Source organism: Leifsonia psychrotolerans (genome assembly GCF_013410665.1).
Classification (GTDB): Bacteria; Actinomycetota; Actinomycetes; order Actinomycetales; family Microbacteriaceae; genus Cryobacterium; species Cryobacterium psychrotolerans_A.
The window spans coordinates 1,553,736-1,570,556 of record NZ_JACCFM010000001.1 but is presented as its reverse complement, the minus strand read 5'-3'; the positions used below and the strand labels follow the sequence as shown (position 1 = coordinate 1,570,556).

Below are 16,821 nucleotides of genomic sequence, written 5' to 3'. Positions count from 1 at the left end.
GAACAAGAGGCCAATTCGTGACATCAGCACCCGCAGCAGACACTCCACGACGGAGTCGAGCCCCATTTGCCGTAACGGCAGCAATCATTGTGGGACTGGTGGTGGTCTTCTTCATTGCCGCCGGGTTCTACACGGACGTCCTCTGGTTCAACCAGCTCGGCTTTCTCGGAGTGCTGACCACCCAATGGCTGGCCAGTAGCGTTCTGTTCCTGATCGGGTTCGTGGGCATGGCAGTGCCGGTCTGGGTGAGCATTCAGCTGGCCTATAAGCTGCGGCCCATTTACGCCAAGCTGAACTCGCAAATCGACCGCTACCAGCAGGTCATTGAGCCGCTGCGTCGCTTGGCCATGTGGGGGCTTCCCGCCCTCCTCGGCCTGTTCGCCGGTGTTGCCGCGTCAACTCGGTGGGAAACCACACTCATGTGGCTGAACCGCACCGAGGTTGGCAAGACCGATCCGCAGTTCGGCTTCGACATCTCGTTCTACCTCTTCGACCTGCCGTTCTATCAGTCTCTTCTGGGCTTCGCGTCGGCCGTCGTTCTCATTTCAGCGCTCGTCGCCGTGGCCACGAGCTACCTGTATGGCGCCTTGCGCATCAGCGGGCGCGAGGTCTTGATCTCGAAGTCGGCGCGCATCCAGATCGCCGTGACGGCAAGCCTCTACCTGATGCTGCAGGCCGTCAGTATCTGGCTCGACCAGTACGCGACGCTGACCGACACCAACAGCCTCATCACGGGCGCCGGTTACACCGATGTGAACGCCACGATTCCCGGCCGGGCGATCCTCGCCGGTATCGCCGCCGTGGTGGCCGTGTTGTTCCTCGTGACCGCGATCATCGGCCGCTGGCGTCTGCCAGTCATCGGCACCGTGCTGCTCATCGTCTCGAGCCTGCTGATCGGCTCGCTCTACCCGTGGGTCGTGCAGCGTTTCCAGGTCGACCCGAGCGCGAAGGCACTCGAAGCGCCATACATTCAACGCAACATCGATCTCACCCGCGACGCATTCGGGCTCGCCGGTGTCAAGGAAGTTCCCTATAACGCCTCCACCGCGGCCGAGCCGGGAGCGTTGCGTGCCGATGCAGAGACGACGGCCAACATCCGTATTCTCGACCCCGCCCTCGTCAGCGACGCGTTCGCGCAGCTCGAGCAGTTCAAGCAGTACTACCAGTTCCCGTCAAATCTCGACGTCGACAGGTACGAGATCGATGGCAAGTCGCAAGACACTGTTGTGGCGGTGCGCGACCTGAACCTCAAGGGACTCGGCAGTGGCAACACCTGGGTCAACTCGACGACCGTCTACACACACGGTTACGGTGTTGTGGCCGCTTACGGCAACCAGCGTTCGGTCGACGGCCAGCCGGTGTTCCTCGAATCCGGAATCCCCTCGACCGGAGCGCTCGGAGAATACCAGCCTCGTGTCTACTTCGGTGAGACCTCGCCGGCCTACTCCATCGTGGGTGCGCCGAAGGACTCGAAGCCCGTGGAACTCGACTATCCGTCGGGCACCGAGGGCGCACAGCAGACCTACACGACGTTCACGGGCGACGGCGGCCCGAAGCTCGACAACGTGTTCAACAAGTTGGTTTACGCGCTGAAGTTCCAGTCCGAGCAGATCTTCCTCGCGGATTCGGTGAACAAGGACTCGCAGATTCTGTACGACCGCGACCCGGTGACGCGTGTGCAGAAGGTTGCGCCGTATCTGACGCTCGATTCCGACGCCTACCCGACGGTGGTCGATGGTCGCATCAAATGGGTCGTTGACGGCTTTACGACCTCGGACCATTACCCGTATTCCACCCCGGTCGGTCTGAGCGACTCGATCGCCGACACCGAGACGCCGGCACAACCCTTTGCGCTCGATCAGATCAACTACATGCGGAACTCGGTCAAGGCAACGGTCGACGCCTACGACGGTTCGGTCACTCTGTACGCCTGGGACACCGAAGATCCGATTCTGAAGACCTGGCAGAAGATCTTCCCGACGACCGTCGAGCCGATGAGCAATATGAGTGGCGATCTGATGAGTCACGTGCGCTACCCGGCCGACTTGTTCAAGGTGCAGCGCGCGGTTCTCGGTCAGTACCACGTGACCGATCCCGGCTCGTTCTACTCGCACGATGATGCCTGGACGACCCCGAACGACCCCGTGTCGCCGGCTGCGTCGCCCACACGGCAGCCCCCGTACTACCTGACGATGCAGATGCCGGAGCAGACGAAACCGTCATTCTCGCTCTACTCGACCTTCATCCCCGACGCCACCGGGCCCACGAGCCGCAACGTGCTCACGGGTTACTTGGCCGTAAACGCGGATGCGGGATCGATCAAGGGCAAGGTTTCCAAGGACTTCGGCACGCTGACCCTGCTGAACTTGCCACGTGACACGACGGTTCCGGGCCCCGGCCAGGTGCAGGCCAAGTTCAACGCAGACCCGACGGTCTCGGCCCAGTTGAACCTGCTGAAGCAGGGCCAGTCGAAGGTGATCAACGGAAACCTGCTCACCCTGCCCGTGGGTGGCGGTTTGCTCTACGTGCAGCCCGTCTACGTGCAGTCCACCGGTGAAACCGGGTATCCGCTGCTGCAGAAGGTGCTCGTCGCCTTCGGTGACCAGATCGCGTTCGAAGACACTCTGAACGCGGCGCTCGACACGCTGTTCGGCGGAGACTCCGGAGCAGTGACGCCTGACGTCAACGTGCCGCCGTCGACGGGAACCACGCCCGGCACCGGATCGGCTCCCGGCAACGGCACGGGCACCGGAACGTCGACCGGCAACGCGGAACAGGATGCTCAGCTGAAGTCCCTGCTTGAGCAGGCCAAGCAGGCGATGGCCGAGAAGCAGGCGGCGTTGACCGCCGGTGACTTCGCGGCGTACGGCGTCGCGGATGCGAAGCTGTCCGGCATCATTCAGAGCATGCTCACGCTGCTGGGCGGCTAGGCACTCACTCACCAGAGAGAAGCCCGGCAGGGTGGGATGTTCCCACTCGGCCGGGCTTCTGTGGCGAAAAGTCCCCGAATGGGGGAGAAGTGGTCAGCGGGTTCGTCAGGCTGTGGTAAATTTGTTCTTGTAGCGCGGGGTGGAGCAGTTCGGTAGCTCGCTGGGCTCATAACCCAGAGGTCGCAGGTTCAAATCCTGTCCCCGCAACGAAAACAGAAGTCCCGGTCTCGTATGAGACCGGGACTTCTGTGGTTTTACAGCCACTATCGGGGTTGAGAAGTAAGAACTGGTTATCGGCACAAGCGTGGAGAAGAGCGTGGGCGTGGCATACCCGAGAAGTCGATCTCTACACTCTCGCTGACCTCAGTCACGTCGAGCGGGTCTGTGGGCCGAGTGGCCCATCCGAGATCTCGCCCGCGGCTGCACCCTTCAACTCGACCAGAATTGTGTGTGTGGGCGTCCCGCCGGTGTTCGTGCCCGCGTGGCGCTGGGCCGGCAGCCAGACGGCCTGACCCTCCTGCAGGTTGGTTTCAAAAACGCGGTCGCCGGCCGACAGCCTTCGTGAGAACGAACTCAGCGTGACCATCACACTGTTCGGATGATCGTGCGCCGTGGTGCTCTCGCCGGGCTCGTCAGCGTACTCGAGGACTCGAACGAATTCGTTCTCCCAGAGGATGCGGTAATGGTCAGGATTCGTCCGTACCGGATCGTCGTTGATCATGCCGTGACTATACCCCCGCACACGCGATCGTCGGCGACGCGGTATATCTGCACGCCACAGACGATCCAGGCTTAGGCTGGCGTTCGTCTCCCGTGATCGGCAAGGAAGTGACGACATGCAAAAGGTTTCGTTAGTGGCACTCGCCCGAACTGAGCTGGAACTGGCGGTGCGTGCCGCAAGTGGGCGCAGTGCTAAAACGGTGTTCGGAGGTCATGAGCATCAGCTTCGGCAAACGCTGATGGCGTTACGCGCGGGCGAACGTCTCTCGGAGCACGAGAATCCCGGTGAGGCGACGGTGCATGTGTTGGAGGGACGGGTGCTTCTGCGGTCGGGAGAATCGTCGTGGAATGGTTCGCCGGGAGACTTGATGACTGTTCCGGATGGGACCCACTCCCTGGAAGCCATCGAGGATTCTGCGATCCTGCTGACGGTGTTCAAGAAACGGTAAGGGGTGCGCGGTTCCCGGCGCCGCGTTGACAGTTTCGTCAAGACGGCGCACCATGGCGTGAAACCGTAGACCGAAATGAGAGATTCCTCTGGGGGTCTCGAATCTCCACCGGGCTGCGTTGACTACTCAGGGAAGAGTGGCCCGATCCATGACAGCCTTCCGCGCATCTGCTCCGACGGACCCGAATCCGCAGCACGTCCAGAACCGGGTGCTGCCATGACGATCAGTTCCAAAGATCGAGAGGATGCGACGCTTGAACGCCGAGCGGTGTGGCGTTCGACGGCTGTGTTACATGCCGCGGCTGCAGTCACCGGGCTGATCATGGTGCTCTTTCTCCTTGCACACATGTATGGCAACTACAAAGTGTTCCTTGGCCAGGAAGCGTTCGACGGATACTCGGCTTACCTGCGCACGATCGGCGAACCCCTCTTGCCCTGGTCCGGAGCATTGTGGATCATCCGCGTCATCTTGTTGGCCAGCGTGCTGGTTCACATCTACGCCATCGTTCTGCTGTGGCGTCGGATGAGAATGGCGACAGGAGGCAATGGGAGCAGGCGATATCTGAGTCGCCAGAACCCCCGCGGCGTCCAACGCACGTATTCCTCGTTCACGATGCGCTGGGGCGGAGTCATCATCGGCCTCTTTGTGATGTATCACATTCTGCATTTGACGGCGAACGTCATTGCACCGGGTGGGGCCTCCCCGAGCCCGTACGGACGCATGATCAACGGCTTCTCGATCTGGTGGGTTTTTGTCACGTACGCGATTGCGATGATTGCACTTGGCTTCCACCTGCGTCACGGGTTCTGGGCGGCCCTGGCGTCGCTGGGAGCCAATACCAGCGTCGCGCGGCGGCGGCGCTTGAACCAGGTCGCCATTCTCGTCGCTGCTGTCATCACCGTCGGGTTCCTGATCCCGCCGGCCGCGATTCTCATTGGATGGGTCGGATGATGAGCATCTTCTATACCGAGGGCGCCCCGCTGCATGACACCGTCACGCCCGCGGGGCCGATTCACAATCGCTGGGATGCTCGCCGATTCGACGCCAAGCTGGTGAACCCGGTCAACCGCCGCGCGTTGTCGGTGATCATCGTCGGGACAGGGCTTGCGGGAGCCTCGGCAGCCGCGACCCTCGGCGAGGGAGGCTATCGGGTGAAGAGTTTCTGTTATCAGGACAGTCCCCGACGCGCACACAGTATTGCCGCACAGGGGGGAATCAACGCCGCGAAGAACTATCGCAACGATGGCGACAGCGTGCGGCGTTTGTTCTACGACACCATCAAAGGCGGCGATTTTCGATCGCGGGAATCCAATGTGTACCGTTTGGCACAGGTGAGCACAGCGATCATCGACCAGTGCGTTGCGCAGGGGGTCCCGTTTGCCCGCGAGTACGGCGGTCTGCTGGATAATCGCTCATTCGGCGGCGTGCTCGTCTCCCGAACGTTCTACGCGCGCGGACAGACCGGAGAACAACTGCTCCTGGGGGCGTATCAGGCGTTGGAACGCCAGGTCGCTGCCGGGACGGTTGAGGTATACACCCGTCACGAAATGCTGGACCTTATCGTCATCGACGGTAAGGCCCGCGGCATCGCGGTGCGCAACATGATCACCGGTGAAATCGAGACGCATCTTGCCGATGCGGTGGTACTCGCTTCGGGTGGCTATAGCAACGTGTTCTACTTATCGACCAATGCGATGGGATGCAATGTGACGGCCAGCTGGCGCGCCTACCGCCACGGAGCATTGTTCGCCAATCCATGTTTCACCCAGATCCACCCCACCTGTATTCCGGTCAGCGGCGACTACCAATCGAAGCTGACGCTGATGAGCGAGTCGTTGCGTAACGACGGCCGGATCTGGGTGCCGACCCGGCCGGGAGATCAACGCGCTCCACGGGATATTCCCGAGGCGGAGCGAGACTACTTCCTGGAACGTCTCTACCCCTCCTACGGAAACCTGGTCACGCGTGATGTCGCGTCGCGCGCCGTGAAGAACGTGTGCGACGGCGGTCTCGGAGTCGGGCCGGGTGCGCGGGGCGTCTACCTCGATCTCACCGAGGCGATCAGGCGGTTGGGCAAGGCGGCAATCGTGGAGAAATACGGCAACCTGTTCAACATGTACCAGCGGATCACGGGGGAGGACCCGTACGAGGTTCCGATGCGGATCTATCCGGCCGTGCACTACACGATGGGCGGGCTGTGGGTCGACTACGATCTGCAATCCACAATTCCCGGACTCTTCGTGGTCGGTGAAGCCAACTTCTCCGACCATGGCGCTAACCGTCTGGGCGCCAGCGCCCTGATGCAAGGATTGGCCGACGGATACTTCGTGTTGCCCAATACGATCGCCAACTATCTTGCAGGCAACCCGATGCCGACAGACATTGATGAATCGCATCCGGAGGCCGTCCGCATCGTTCACGCGCTGCGGGAGAGGATTCAGACGCTGCTGGCGATCAACGGGCAACGCACTGTCGATTCCTTTCACAAGGAGCTCGGACACATTCTCTGGGAGAAATGCGGGATGGAACGCACCGCGGCAGGCCTCACCGAGGCGATTGGGCAGGTGCGCACACTCCGTGAAGAGTTTTGGAGCAACGTGAAGGTCACTGGCGAGGGTGAGGATCTGAACCAGACTCTTGAACGAGCGGGCCGGGTCGCGGACTTCTTCGAGCTCGCCGAACTGATGTGTATCGACGCACTGCACCGCACCGAATCATGCGGCGCCCATTTTCGCGCCGAAAGCCAGACCGAAGACGGTGAAGCGCTGCGTGACGACGAGAACTTCGCTTACGTCGCGGCCTGGGGATTCACGGGCGATGGGAATCCGCCCGTGCTGCGCAAAGAAGACCTCGAATTCGGTTCAGTCACACTGACGCAACGGAGCTACAAATGAACATCACCCTACGAATTTGGCGGCAGAAGGAGGGCGACGATACGGGGCGCATGGTCACCTATGGTGTTCCGGATGTATCGCCCGATATGTCGTTTCTGGAGATGCTGGACGTGCTCAACGAGCGGCTGACTCTGTCCGGAGACGACCCCGTCGCCTTCGACAGCGATTGCCGCGAAGGGATTTGCGGAATGTGCAGCCTGGTCATCAACGGGATAGCCCACGGCCCCGAGGCACTGACCGCCGTGTGCCAGTTGCATCTGCGCCATTTCGGCGATGGCGATGTGATCGACGTCGAGCCCTGGCGTGCCGGCCCGTTCCCGATCGTGAAAGACCTCATTGTCGACCGCAGCGCACTGGATCGCATTATCCAGGCGGGTGGATACATCAGCGCCACAACCGGAGCGGCTCCCGACGCGCACGCCACCCTGGTGCCGAAAGACGACGCCGACCGTGCCTTCGACGCCGCCGTCTGTATCGGCTGTGGTGCCTGTGTCGCAGCCTGCCCCAACGGGTCGGCGATGCTTTTCACCGGAGCAAAGGTAACCCATCTCGGTTCCCTGCCCCAAGGCCAACCCGAACGGGACTCCCGCGCCGTGGCCATGATTGGTCAGCATGATGCCGAAGGATTCGGCGGCTGCACGCAAATCGGTGAGTGCACAGCTGTCTGCCCGGTTGGAGTCCCGCTCTCTGTCATCTCTCAGCTCAACAGTGACGTGCTCTCCGCCCTGACCCGGGGCAGAACCGACCCCCGATAATTCGACCCCCACTCAATCGACTGGCGCGTCGACTGGGTTCAGATCAACGGAGGCGAGCAGTCTTGATCTTTGCCCTGTCGACGCGACCGTCGTGGAACGGAACTCCTTCCGCTTCGAGCAGGATTCGAGCTGTGCCCCCATGGCACGTCGCCGGTGTGCCGTCGGCGTAAACGACCCGCCACCACGGTACGTCGTCGTCAAGGCGCGAGACCGCCCGTCCCGCTTGCCGGGGGCCGATTCCCAGTGTGCGCCCGATCTCGCCGTAGCTGGCGACGCAGCCCGTCGGAATCGCCAGAACCAGGAGGCGAACTGCTGCTGCCGCGTCCATGACTATCCTCTTCCTCAGTCCGCGGGTGGTGCGCTGTGCATCAACGTCATCCGTTCAGTAGCCCGTGAATTCCTCGGTGCGGATGTCATCGTCGTCGACACCGGCAGCGTTCAGGAGGGTGCGCATCGCCGTGACCATGCGTGCCGGACCGCACAGGTAGTAGATGGGTGTGGTCAGGTCGCCGAGGTGACGGGCAAGCATTGCTTTGTCGATGTATCCCGTCTCGCCGTCCCAGCCATCCGAGGACCGTTCGGGTTGGGTCATTGTCGGCACGAAAGTAAGGTTCTCGTTCGTCGCAGCGGCAACGCCGAACTCAGTCAGGAAGGCAGCGTCTTCGGGTCGGTGGTGGGAGTAGAACACGACGATGGTGTGTCCGGTTGCGTCGTGAGTGGATTGCAGGGCGATGCTGCGCACCGGTGTAATTCCGATCCCGCCCGTGAGGAAGACGGCCGGCCGATTGGTGTTGTTGTGGAGGGTGAAGGATCCGTAGGGGGCGTCCAGTTCGAGTTCGGTGCCGATCGGCATGGTCGTGAGGACGCGTTTGAACGCGGTGTCGCGGAGTCGCGTTGTCGCCATCAGAGTGGGTTCAAACGGTGCACTGGACAAGGAAAAGCCGCGAATGTTGCCCTCGCTATCGGTTTCCCGAGGCGACAGCAGTGTGTAGTCAGCGAATTGTCCGGCCGTGTAGTGAAAACCGCTCGGCTTCTCGAAATGGAACGACATCGTCCCCTCGGCAGCTTCCACTTTCGCAACCAACCTCGTGCGTGGCAATGCCATGGATAAAACCCTCCTTCGCGTGTCACCGGCCTAGCGACCGGCCAACCGTTCTGCGGCGGCGACGATATGCCGCGACGAGATACCGGCGACATCCAGCAGCTCCGCCGGGGTTCCCGATGTGGGGAGGCCCCGGACGGCGAGATGGGTCAGGTGCAGGGCGTGCACGTCGGCGTCGGCGAGCGCTTCGAGCACGGCGCTGCCGATGCCACCCTCCGGGTAGTGGTCCTCGACCACGACCAGACGACTTCCGGTGACCCGGCACGCCTCGATCAGATTCTCCCGGTCGAGAGGTTTGATGCTGTAGAGGTCGATGACCCGCGCCGAGATCCCCGTGTTGGCGAGCTGATCCGCGGCGGCCAGACACTCATGGAGAGTGACTCCGGCCCCAATCAGGGCGACCTGGTCTTTCGGGGTGGATCGCAGAGTTTTCGACCCGCCGACGGGGAATTCCTCGTCGGGCCCGTAAATAACCGGGTAAGCGCCGCGGGTGGTGCGCAGGTAGACGATTCCGGCGGTGTCAGCCATCACCGCTGTCAGTCGGACCGCCGAGGCGGCGTCACTCGGGTAGAGGATGACGGAACCGTGCACTGCGCGCACCGAGGCGAGGTCTTCCAAAGCCATCTGGGACGGACCGTCTTCACCGATCTCGACACCAGCATGGGAGCCGACCAGACGAATGTTCACCTGGGAGATTCCGGCCATCCTGATGAAATCGAAAGCACGGGAGAAGAACACAGCGAACGTGGAGGCGAACGCCACATAACCGCGCACCGCCAGCCCGACCGTCGTCGCAATCAGTTGCTGCTCGGCGATGAACATCTCGAAGTACCGATCGGGGCAGACCTTCTGGAACTCGTCCGCGTGCGTGGAGTTGCCCACTTCCCCGTCAACCACCACAATCTCGGGGCGAACGGCCAACGCGGCGATTGCCGCACCGAACGCGACACGCGTTGCCACCTTCTCGCCCACCTCATAACGGGGCAGAGTCACGTGTGCTGTCGGGTCGGCGGTGATTGCCGACGCCAGCCGTTGAGGCGCGTCGGTGCTGATGAGGAGGTCGGTCACACCGCCCAGAGCGGAGATGGCGCGTTCCGCCATCTCTGGAGGCAACGCCTTGCCATGCCAGCCGTTTTTGTCCTCGATCTCGGGGACACCCTTGGCCTTGATGGTGCGTGCCAACACGACCGTGGGCTTGTCCGTTGCCAAACGCGCCTCGGTCAGGGCCTGGTCGATGGCATCCAGATCGTGCCCATCGATGATCAGCGCACGGCAGCCAAAGGCTTCGACCCTTGCTGCATAGCGCCGAAGATCCCATTCCAGTTCGGTGGGCCCGCGTTGGCCGAGCCGGTTGACGTCGATGATCGCGGTGAGGTTGCCGAGTTTGTAGAAGCTGGCCTTGTCCAGCGCCTCCCAGACGGATCCTTCTGCAGTTTCGCTGTCCCCGCACAGTACCCAGGTGTGAAAAGGCAGGTGATCCAGATACTTACCGGCCAAAGCCACACCGACCGCATCGGGCAGTCCTTGCCCGAGCGACCCCGTCGCCACATCGACCCACGGCAGTACCGGAGTGGGGTGGCCTTGCAAACGAGCCCCGAGCCGACGGTAGGAGTCGACCAGTTCAGCGTCGCCGATCACTCCGACGGCTCGGAACATCGAATACAACAACGGGGATGCATGGCCCTTGGAGAAGATTAGATGATCGTTGTTCGCCTGCTCGGGCTGATCCCAGTCGTAACGCAGATGGCCGACAAGCAGCACGGCCATGAGATCGGCCGCCGACAACGAGGAGGTGGGATGTCCGGAGCCAGCCCGGGTGCTGCAGCGAATGGAGTCGACCCGCAGCTGGGCGGCCAGCTGGCGGACGCGGTCAAATTGGTTCATGGTTCATGACCCTTCGTGGTCCAAAGATCCGGTCCGCTCGCCACGCTACTCGTCGCCCTCTCGGAGTCAACGGGGATCGGTGAGCAGTTGACAGTGGCGCAGCCTCGCCAGACGATGAGGCGGAAGCGGTTTCCGTGTGCGAAGCCGGGATGTCCGTGGAGGAATCTGATGAAGAACAGTTTCGGTGCCCGCAGCACGCTGACCGTTGCCGGTGAGGACTATGAGATCTTCCGAGTGGATGCTCTCGACGGCTCAGCCCGGCTGCCGTACAGCCTGAAAGTTCTGTTGGAGAATCTGCTGCGCGGCGAGGATGGCGTGCACGTCACCGCCGACCAGATCCGGGCCCTTGTGGCATGGGATCCGACGGCCCCACACGGTGTGGAGATCCCGTTCAGACCGGCTCGGGTGCTGTTGCAAGACTTCACCGGCGTTCCCTGCGTGGTTGATCTGGTCGCGATGCGCGACGCCATGGCTGAGCTCGGCGGCGATCCGCAGAAGATCAACCCACTGATCCCCTCCGAGCTGGTGATCGATCACTCGGTCATCGCCGACGCCTTCGGCAGCCCGGAGGCATTTCAGGTGAATGCCGAACTCGAGTTCTCGAGAAATCGGGAACGGTATCAGTTGCTGCGCTGGGCACAGCAGGCTTTCGACGACTTTCTGGTCGTGCCGCCGGACACCGGCATCTGCCACCAAGTGAACCTGGAATACCTCTCCCGTGTGATCTTCACTACGCCCCCGCGGGGGCCGGATGGCGTGGGGCCGATCCAGGCGTACCCCGATACCCTGGTCGGCACCGACTCGCACACTCCGATGGTTAACGGGTTGGGCGTGCTGGGCTGGGGCGTGGGCGGGATCGAGGCGGAGGCGGCGATGCTCGGCCAGCCGATGAGCATGCTGATTCCACCGGTTGTCGGGTTCAAGCTTTCGGGCGCTCTGCGCGAGGGCGTCACGGCGACCGACCTGGTGCTCACGGTGGCCCAGCAGTTGCGCCGGACCGGTGTGGTCGGCACGTTCGTCGAGTTCTTCGGCCCCGGCGTGGGGAGCATTTCGTTGGCCAACCGAGCAACCCTCGGCAACATGAGCCCGGAATACGGCTCCACCTGCGCCATCTTTCCGATCGATGCGGTGACCCTGGATTACCTGCGTCTGACCGGGCGGCCCGAGAAGCAGATCCGGCTCGTTGAGGCGTATGCGAAAGAGCAAGGGATGTGGCACGACTCGGAGCGCGAAGCGGTCTACTCTCAGACGATCGAGTTCGACCTGGCAGCCGTGGAGCCATCGATCGCGGGGCCGAAGCGGCCGCAGGATCGCATCCCGCTGGCCAACGCGCGGCGCTTGATCGGCGCGATTCTGAACGAAGGCTCGAAAGTTCCCGCAGAATTGTCGGGGCTGGATGAGGCTTCCGCGGAGTCGTTCCCGGCCAGCGACTCGATCGCGTATGGGCAGAACGGTGTTACACCGACTCAGCTTGAGCCCGACGGACCGGCGCCGGAGCACGACTTCCCGTCGAACCCGGTGATCGCGACGGTGCCGGGTGCTGGACCGGTCACGGTGGATCACGGGCATGTGGTGATCGCGGCGATCACGAGTTGCACCAACACCTCCAACCCGGCGGTGATGATCGGCGCCGGCCTGCTGGCGAAGAAGGCGGTCGAAGCCGGCCTGCGCTCAAAGCCATGGGTGAAGACCTCTCTCGCCCCCGGCTCACGGGTAGTCACCGACTATTTCGAGAAGGCCGGCCTCAGCCCGTACTTGAATCAGCTCGGCTTCAACCTGGTCGGCTACGGCTGCACCACCTGCATCGGCAACTCCGGGCCACTCATCCCCGAGGTCAGCCAGGCGGTGACCGCGGGCGACCTGAACGTCAGCGCGGTTCTGAGCGGTAACCGCAACTTCGAGGGCCGCATCCACGCCGAGACCCAGATGAATTTCCTCGCCTCGCCGCCGTTGGTTGTGGCCTATGCGCTGGCCGGCACCATGAACATCGACCTGCTCACTGCTCCGCTGGGTCATGACGCATCCGGCAAGCCGGTCTTCCTACGCGACATTTGGCCGAGCGATCAGGAAGTCCAGTCCGTCGTCGACTCCTCGGTGCAGGCGGAGATGTTCGCCGCGGGCTATGCGAACGTCTTCGACGGGGACGATAACTGGAAGAATCTGCGCATCCCCACCGCCGACATGTTCGCCTGGGACGACACGTCGACCTATGTGCGCAAGCCGCCCTACTTTGACGGACTGCGACGGGAGCCGGAGCCGCTGACCGACATCATTGGCGCACGCGTCTTGGCTCTCTTGGGTGACTCGGTCACCACCGACCACATCTCACCCGCCGGCGCCATCAAACGTGATTCCCCGGCGGGTCGTTACCTGATTGAGCAGGGGGTGGCGCCGGGCGACTTCAATTCGTACGGGTCTCGTCGCGGCAACCATCAGGTGATGATCCGCGGCACGTTTGCCAACATCCGTTTGCGTAACCAGCTGGTGCCGGGGATCGAGGGCGGATTCACACGGCATTTGCCCGCCGGCGACCAGCTCAGTATCTTTGACGCCGCCGAGAAATATGCTGCCGAGAAGGTGCCCTTGATCGTGATCGCCGGTGCCGAATACGGGTCGGGGTCCTCGCGGGACTGGGCGGCCAAGGGCACTCTGCTGTTGGGGGTGAAAGCCGTTTTGGCCACCTCGTTCGAGCGGATTCATCGCTCCAACCTGATCGGAATGGGTGTGCTGCCCCTGCAATTCGATGCGGGAGAGAGCGCGGACAGCCTGGGCCTGACCGGCGAAGAGGTCTATTCGATCGTCGGCCTGGCCGGGGTGACCGACATCCCGAGCCGGGTGACGGTGCGGGTCGCCGCGTCGACGGCATCCGGAGCCCCGACGACACGCGAGTTCGACGCAACCGTGCGCATCGACACCCCGGCGGAGGCCGCCTACTTTCAGCACGGCGGCATCCTGCAGTACGTTCTGCGCCAACTCCTGAATGGCTGAGTACGCGTGGTGTGCCAAGAGTGTGGCACCGAGGGAGAAGGTCCCGTGCTGGTCAGCTCGCCGGGGCGCGCCGTCGATACAGTAGTCCACGCGGGCGCTTCCGCCGCGCAGAGGGAGACACGATGAGCCGGGCCACGACATCCAGCGAAAAGTTGGAGTCACACGTTGCCGACAGCCACGATGTGATTCGCGTGCAGGGCGCGCGCGTCAACAATCTCAAGGACGTGAGTGTCGACATCCCGAAGCGTCGTCTGAGCGTGTTCACCGGTGTCTCGGGCTCGGGAAAGAGCTCGCTGGTCTTCGGCACCATCGCGGCCGAGTCCCAGCGCATGATCAACGAAACCTACAGCGCCTTCGTGCAGGGTTTCATGCCCACGCAGGCGCGGCCCGACGTCGACGTGCTCGAAGGTCTGACCACGGCGATCATCGTCGACCAGGAGCGTCTCGGCTCGAACCCGCGCTCGACCGTCGGTACCGTGACCGACGCCAATGCGATGCTGCGCATCATCTTCAGCCGCATCGGCCAGCCCTACCTCGGCTCGCCTCAGGCGTTCTCGTTCAACGTGCCGTCGGTGAGCGGAGCGGGAGCGGTCACCCTGGAACGCGCAGGACGCACCGTGAAGGAGCGGCGAAGCTTCAGCGTCACGGGTGGGATGTGCCCGCGTTGCGAGGGCAAGGGCAGCGTGACCGACCTCGACCTGACCCAGCTCTTCGATGCCAGCAAGTCACTCGATGAGGGGGCGCTCACTGTTCCCGGCTACAACGCGGGTGGCTGGAACATGCGGCTGTACCGCGAGTCTGGGTTCGTCGATCCGGCCAAGCCGATTCGCGACTACACGAAGAAGGAGCTCTCCGACTTTCTGCACCACGAGCCGACCCGCATGAAGATCGCGGGCATCAACATGACCTACGAGGGGCTGATCCCGCGCATCCAGAAGTCGATGCTCGCGAAAGACAAGGAGTCGATGCAGCCGCATATTCGGGCGTTCGTCGACCGGGCTGTCACGTTCACCACCTGCCCCGACTGCGCCGGCACCCGGCTAAACGCGGGCGCGCGGTCGTCGCGCATCAACGGGCTGAACATTGCGGATGTCTGTGCCATGCAGATCAGCGACCTGACCGAATGGGTGCGCGGGCAGGGCGACCCATCGGTCGCGCCGGTTCTCGAGTCGTTACAGCAGACGCTTGAATCGTTCGTGAAAATCGGGTTGGGCTATCTCTCGCTCGATCGCCCGTCCGGCACGATCTCCGGTGGCGAAGCGCAGCGCACCAAGATGATTCGCCACCTGGAATCGTCGTTGACCGATATCACCTACGTGTTCGACGAGCCGTCGATCGGGTTGCACCCGCACGACATCCAGCGTATGAATGCCCTGCTGTTGGAGCTGCGTGACAAGGGCAACACGGTGCTCGTCGTCGAGCACAAGCCCGAGATGATGGCGATCGCCGATCACGTCATCGACCTCGGCCCACACGCCGGAACGGCCGGCGGCACCGTCTGTTTCGAGGGCAGCATCGAGGCGCTGCGCACCAGCGGCACCCTCACCGGCAGACACTTCGACGACAGGGCCTCGCTCAAGAAAACCGTGCGGACACGCACGGGCACGATGGAGATTCGAGGGGCGACCGAGCACAACCTGCGCGACGTCGACGTCGATATCCCGTTGGGCGTGCTGGCTGTCATCACCGGTGTCTCCGGCTCGGGCAAGAGCTCACTCGTGCACGGGTCGATTTCCGCCGGGGATGACGTCGTGACGATCGATCAGGGTGCTATCCGTGGCTCGCGGCGCAGCAACCCGGCGACCTACACGGGCTTGCTCGAGCCGATTCGCAAGGCGTTTGCGAAGGCCAACGGTGTGAAGCCGGCGCTGTTCAGCGCGAACTCCGAAGGGGCCTGCCCGAACTGCAACGGATCGGGCGTGATTTACACCGACCTTGGCATGATGGCTGGCGTCACCACGGTCTGTGAGGTGTGTGAGGGCAAGCGGTTTGAGGCATCCGTGCTCGATTATCACCTGGGTGGCCGCGACATCAGTGAGGTGCTCGCGATGTCGGCGGTGGAGGCGGAGGAGTTCTTCGGCGCCGGCGAGACACGTACCCCGGCCGCACACGCCATCCTGCGCCGGCTCGTCGATGTGGGACTCGGCTATCTGAGCCTGGGTCAGCCACTCACGACGCTTTCCGGGGGTGAGCGCCAGCGGCTGAAACTGGCCACCAGTCTGGCCGAAAAGGGTGGCATCTACGTGCTCGACGAGCCAACCACGGGTCTGCACCTGGCTGATGTCGAGCAGTTGCTGGGCCTGCTCGATCGGCTTGTCGACTCGGGCAAGTCGGTCATCGTGATCGAGCACCACCAGGCGGTGATGGCACACGCCGACTGGATTATCGATCTCGGCCCGGGGGCGGGCCACGACGGCGGACGCATCGTCTTCGAGGGAACGCCCGCCGACCTGGTCTCTGGCGGCTCCACCCTCACTGGCGAGTACCTCGCGGCCTACGTCGGCGCCTGAGCCCACGCCAGCTCGACTCAGCACGACCAACGGAGGTTCCATGAACGTGACGATCGACGCCCACTCGACCATTCCGCCGTTCGAGCAACTGCGCGTGCAGGTCATCGAATTGATCTCGACGGGAGATTTGGTGGCCGGCACGCGGCTTCCGACGGTTCGGCGGCTCGCCGCCGATCTGGCGCTCGCGACGAATACTGTTGCGCGGGCTTTCAAAGAGCTTGAAGCCGCGGGCTTCATCGAGACCCGGGGGAGGGCCGGCTCTTTCGTGCGCCCGCAGGATTTCCCGGAACGAGCGGCACTCGAAGCCGCGGAGGCATATGCGGAACGGATTCATGAGCTGGGTGTCACTCGCGAGGCCGCGCTCGGCTACGTCGAAGCGGTGCTGCGCCGTTGAGCCGAGCTCGTGCGTTTGGGGGCAGGTGTGGGGCGTCGACACGCCCGGCTGCAAAGCCGTGGACTTCGGCCCGCACAACGTCGGCTACTATTGATCTTGTAGCGCGGGGTGGAGCAGTTCGGTAGCTCGCTGGGCTCATAACCCAGAGGTCGCAGGTTCAAATCCTGTCCCCGCAACGAAAACAGAAGTCCTGGT

Annotated in this window: 12 protein-coding genes and 2 tRNA genes; 10 read left to right on the top strand and 4 right to left on the bottom strand. The window is 63.0% G+C overall.

Annotation, left to right across the window (positions count from 1 at the left end):
- Positions 1-17 precede the first annotated feature (17 nt).
- Complete coding sequence (locus HNR05_RS07365) at positions 18-2,930, top strand: UPF0182 family membrane protein (RefSeq protein ID WP_343062500.1); 2,913 nt, start codon at positions 18-20, stop codon at positions 2,928-2,930.
- Positions 2,931-3,063: 133 nt separating this feature from the next.
- Positions 3,064-3,137, top strand: a tRNA-Met gene (locus tag HNR05_RS07360).
- A gap of 160 nt (positions 3,138-3,297) precedes the next feature.
- Here the strand turns inward: HNR05_RS07360 and HNR05_RS07355 are convergent.
- Positions 3,298-3,651, bottom strand: a complete 354-nt coding sequence (locus tag HNR05_RS07355) for a cupin domain-containing protein (protein ID WP_179578426.1) — start codon at positions 3,649-3,651, stop codon at positions 3,298-3,300.
- Between the two features lie 115 nt (positions 3,652-3,766).
- Here HNR05_RS07355 and HNR05_RS07350 point away from each other — a divergent pair, with 115 nt between their 5' ends.
- The 4 genes from HNR05_RS07350 (at position 3,767) to HNR05_RS07335 (ending at position 7,748) form a co-directional block, all read left to right on the top strand.
- Positions 3,767-4,099, top strand: coding sequence for a cupin domain-containing protein (locus HNR05_RS07350; RefSeq protein ID WP_179578425.1), 333 nt, complete (start codon positions 3,767-3,769; stop codon positions 4,097-4,099).
- Between the two features lie 216 nt (positions 4,100-4,315).
- A complete protein-coding gene (locus HNR05_RS07345; RefSeq protein ID WP_179578424.1) occupies positions 4,316-5,050 on the top strand; it encodes a succinate dehydrogenase cytochrome b subunit in 735 nt (244 codons plus the stop codon).
- Positions 5,050-6,993 carry a fumarate reductase/succinate dehydrogenase flavoprotein subunit gene (locus HNR05_RS07340; protein WP_179580662.1) on the top strand — a complete coding sequence of 648 codons (1,944 nt, stop codon included), beginning with the start codon at positions 5,050-5,052 and terminating at the stop codon, positions 6,991-6,993. Before HNR05_RS07345 ends, HNR05_RS07340 begins: the two co-directional genes overlap by 1 nt.
- A complete protein-coding gene (locus tag HNR05_RS07335) occupies positions 6,990-7,748 on the top strand; it encodes a succinate dehydrogenase/fumarate reductase iron-sulfur subunit (protein WP_179578423.1) in 759 nt (252 codons plus the stop codon). The genes HNR05_RS07340 and HNR05_RS07335 overlap by 4 nt, the downstream gene beginning before the upstream one ends.
- Positions 7,749-7,791: 43 nt before the next feature.
- On the opposite strand, the gene HNR05_RS07330 is transcribed toward HNR05_RS07335, so the two are convergent.
- The 3 genes from HNR05_RS07330 to HNR05_RS07320 are packed head-to-tail and all read right to left on the bottom strand — an operon-like array spanning position 7,792 to position 10,734.
- The gene (locus tag HNR05_RS07330; protein ID WP_179578422.1) at positions 7,792-8,076 is read right to left on the bottom strand and encodes an MGMT family protein; all 285 of its coding nucleotides are present in this window, start codon (positions 8,074-8,076) and stop codon (positions 7,792-7,794) included.
- A 54-nt stretch (positions 8,077-8,130) separates the two neighbouring features.
- Positions 8,131-8,853 (bottom strand): ferredoxin--NADP reductase, encoded by a 723-nt coding sequence (locus tag HNR05_RS07325; protein ID WP_179578421.1) that lies wholly within the window; start codon positions 8,851-8,853, stop codon positions 8,131-8,133.
- Positions 8,854-8,883: 30 nt separating this feature from the next.
- On the bottom strand, positions 8,884-10,734 hold the full coding sequence (locus tag HNR05_RS07320; RefSeq protein ID WP_179578420.1) for a transketolase: 1,851 nt from the start codon (positions 10,732-10,734) through the stop codon (positions 8,884-8,886).
- 168 nt (positions 10,735-10,902) lie between these two features.
- On the opposite strand from HNR05_RS07320, the gene HNR05_RS07315 reads away from it, so the two are divergent.
- The 4 genes from HNR05_RS07315 (at position 10,903) to HNR05_RS07300 (ending at position 16,802) form a co-directional block, all read left to right on the top strand.
- Positions 10,903-13,722, top strand: coding sequence for an aconitate hydratase (locus tag HNR05_RS07315; protein ID WP_179578419.1), 2,820 nt, complete (start codon positions 10,903-10,905; stop codon positions 13,720-13,722).
- A gap of 122 nt (positions 13,723-13,844) precedes the next feature.
- Positions 13,845-16,232, top strand: coding sequence for an ATP-binding cassette domain-containing protein (locus HNR05_RS07310; RefSeq protein ID WP_179578418.1), 2,388 nt, complete (start codon positions 13,845-13,847; stop codon positions 16,230-16,232).
- A gap of 40 nt (positions 16,233-16,272) precedes the next feature.
- Positions 16,273-16,626 carry a GntR family transcriptional regulator gene (locus HNR05_RS07305; RefSeq protein ID WP_179578417.1) on the top strand — a complete coding sequence of 118 codons (354 nt, stop codon included), beginning with the start codon at positions 16,273-16,275 and terminating at the stop codon, positions 16,624-16,626.
- A gap of 102 nt (positions 16,627-16,728) precedes the next feature.
- A tRNA-Met gene (locus tag HNR05_RS07300) sits at positions 16,729-16,802 on the top strand.
- Positions 16,803-16,821 lie beyond the last annotated feature (19 nt).

What these genes read in the sequence shown, in the direction of transcription:
- HNR05_RS07325 (WP_179578421.1), bottom strand. Translation starts at nt 8,853, where the DNA reads ATGGCATTGCCACGCACGAGGTTGGTTGCGAAAGTGGAAGCTGCCGAG.
- HNR05_RS07350 (WP_179578425.1), top strand. Translation starts at nt 3,767, where the DNA reads ATGCAAAAGGTTTCGTTAGTGGCACTCGCCCGAACTGAGCTGGAACTG.
- HNR05_RS07305 (WP_179578417.1), top strand. Translation starts at nt 16,273, where the DNA reads ATGAACGTGACGATCGACGCCCACTCGACCATTCCGCCGTTCGAGCAA.
- HNR05_RS07320 (WP_179578420.1), bottom strand. Translation starts at nt 10,734, where the DNA reads ATGAACCAATTTGACCGCGTCCGCCAGCTGGCCGCCCAGCTGCGGGTC.
- HNR05_RS07310 (WP_179578418.1), top strand. Translation starts at nt 13,845, where the DNA reads ATGAGCCGGGCCACGACATCCAGCGAAAAGTTGGAGTCACACGTTGCC.
- HNR05_RS07330 (WP_179578422.1), bottom strand. Translation starts at nt 8,076, where the DNA reads ATGGACGCGGCAGCAGCAGTTCGCCTCCTGGTTCTGGCGATTCCGACG.
- HNR05_RS07340 (WP_179580662.1), top strand. Translation starts at nt 5,050, where the DNA reads ATGAGCATCTTCTATACCGAGGGCGCCCCGCTGCATGACACCGTCACG.
- HNR05_RS07335 (WP_179578423.1), top strand. Translation starts at nt 6,990, where the DNA reads ATGAACATCACCCTACGAATTTGGCGGCAGAAGGAGGGCGACGATACG.
- HNR05_RS07345 (WP_179578424.1), top strand. Translation starts at nt 4,316, where the DNA reads ATGACGATCAGTTCCAAAGATCGAGAGGATGCGACGCTTGAACGCCGA.
- HNR05_RS07315 (WP_179578419.1), top strand. Translation starts at nt 10,903, where the DNA reads ATGAAGAACAGTTTCGGTGCCCGCAGCACGCTGACCGTTGCCGGTGAG.
- HNR05_RS07355 (WP_179578426.1), bottom strand. Translation starts at nt 3,651, where the DNA reads ATGATCAACGACGATCCGGTACGGACGAATCCTGACCATTACCGCATC.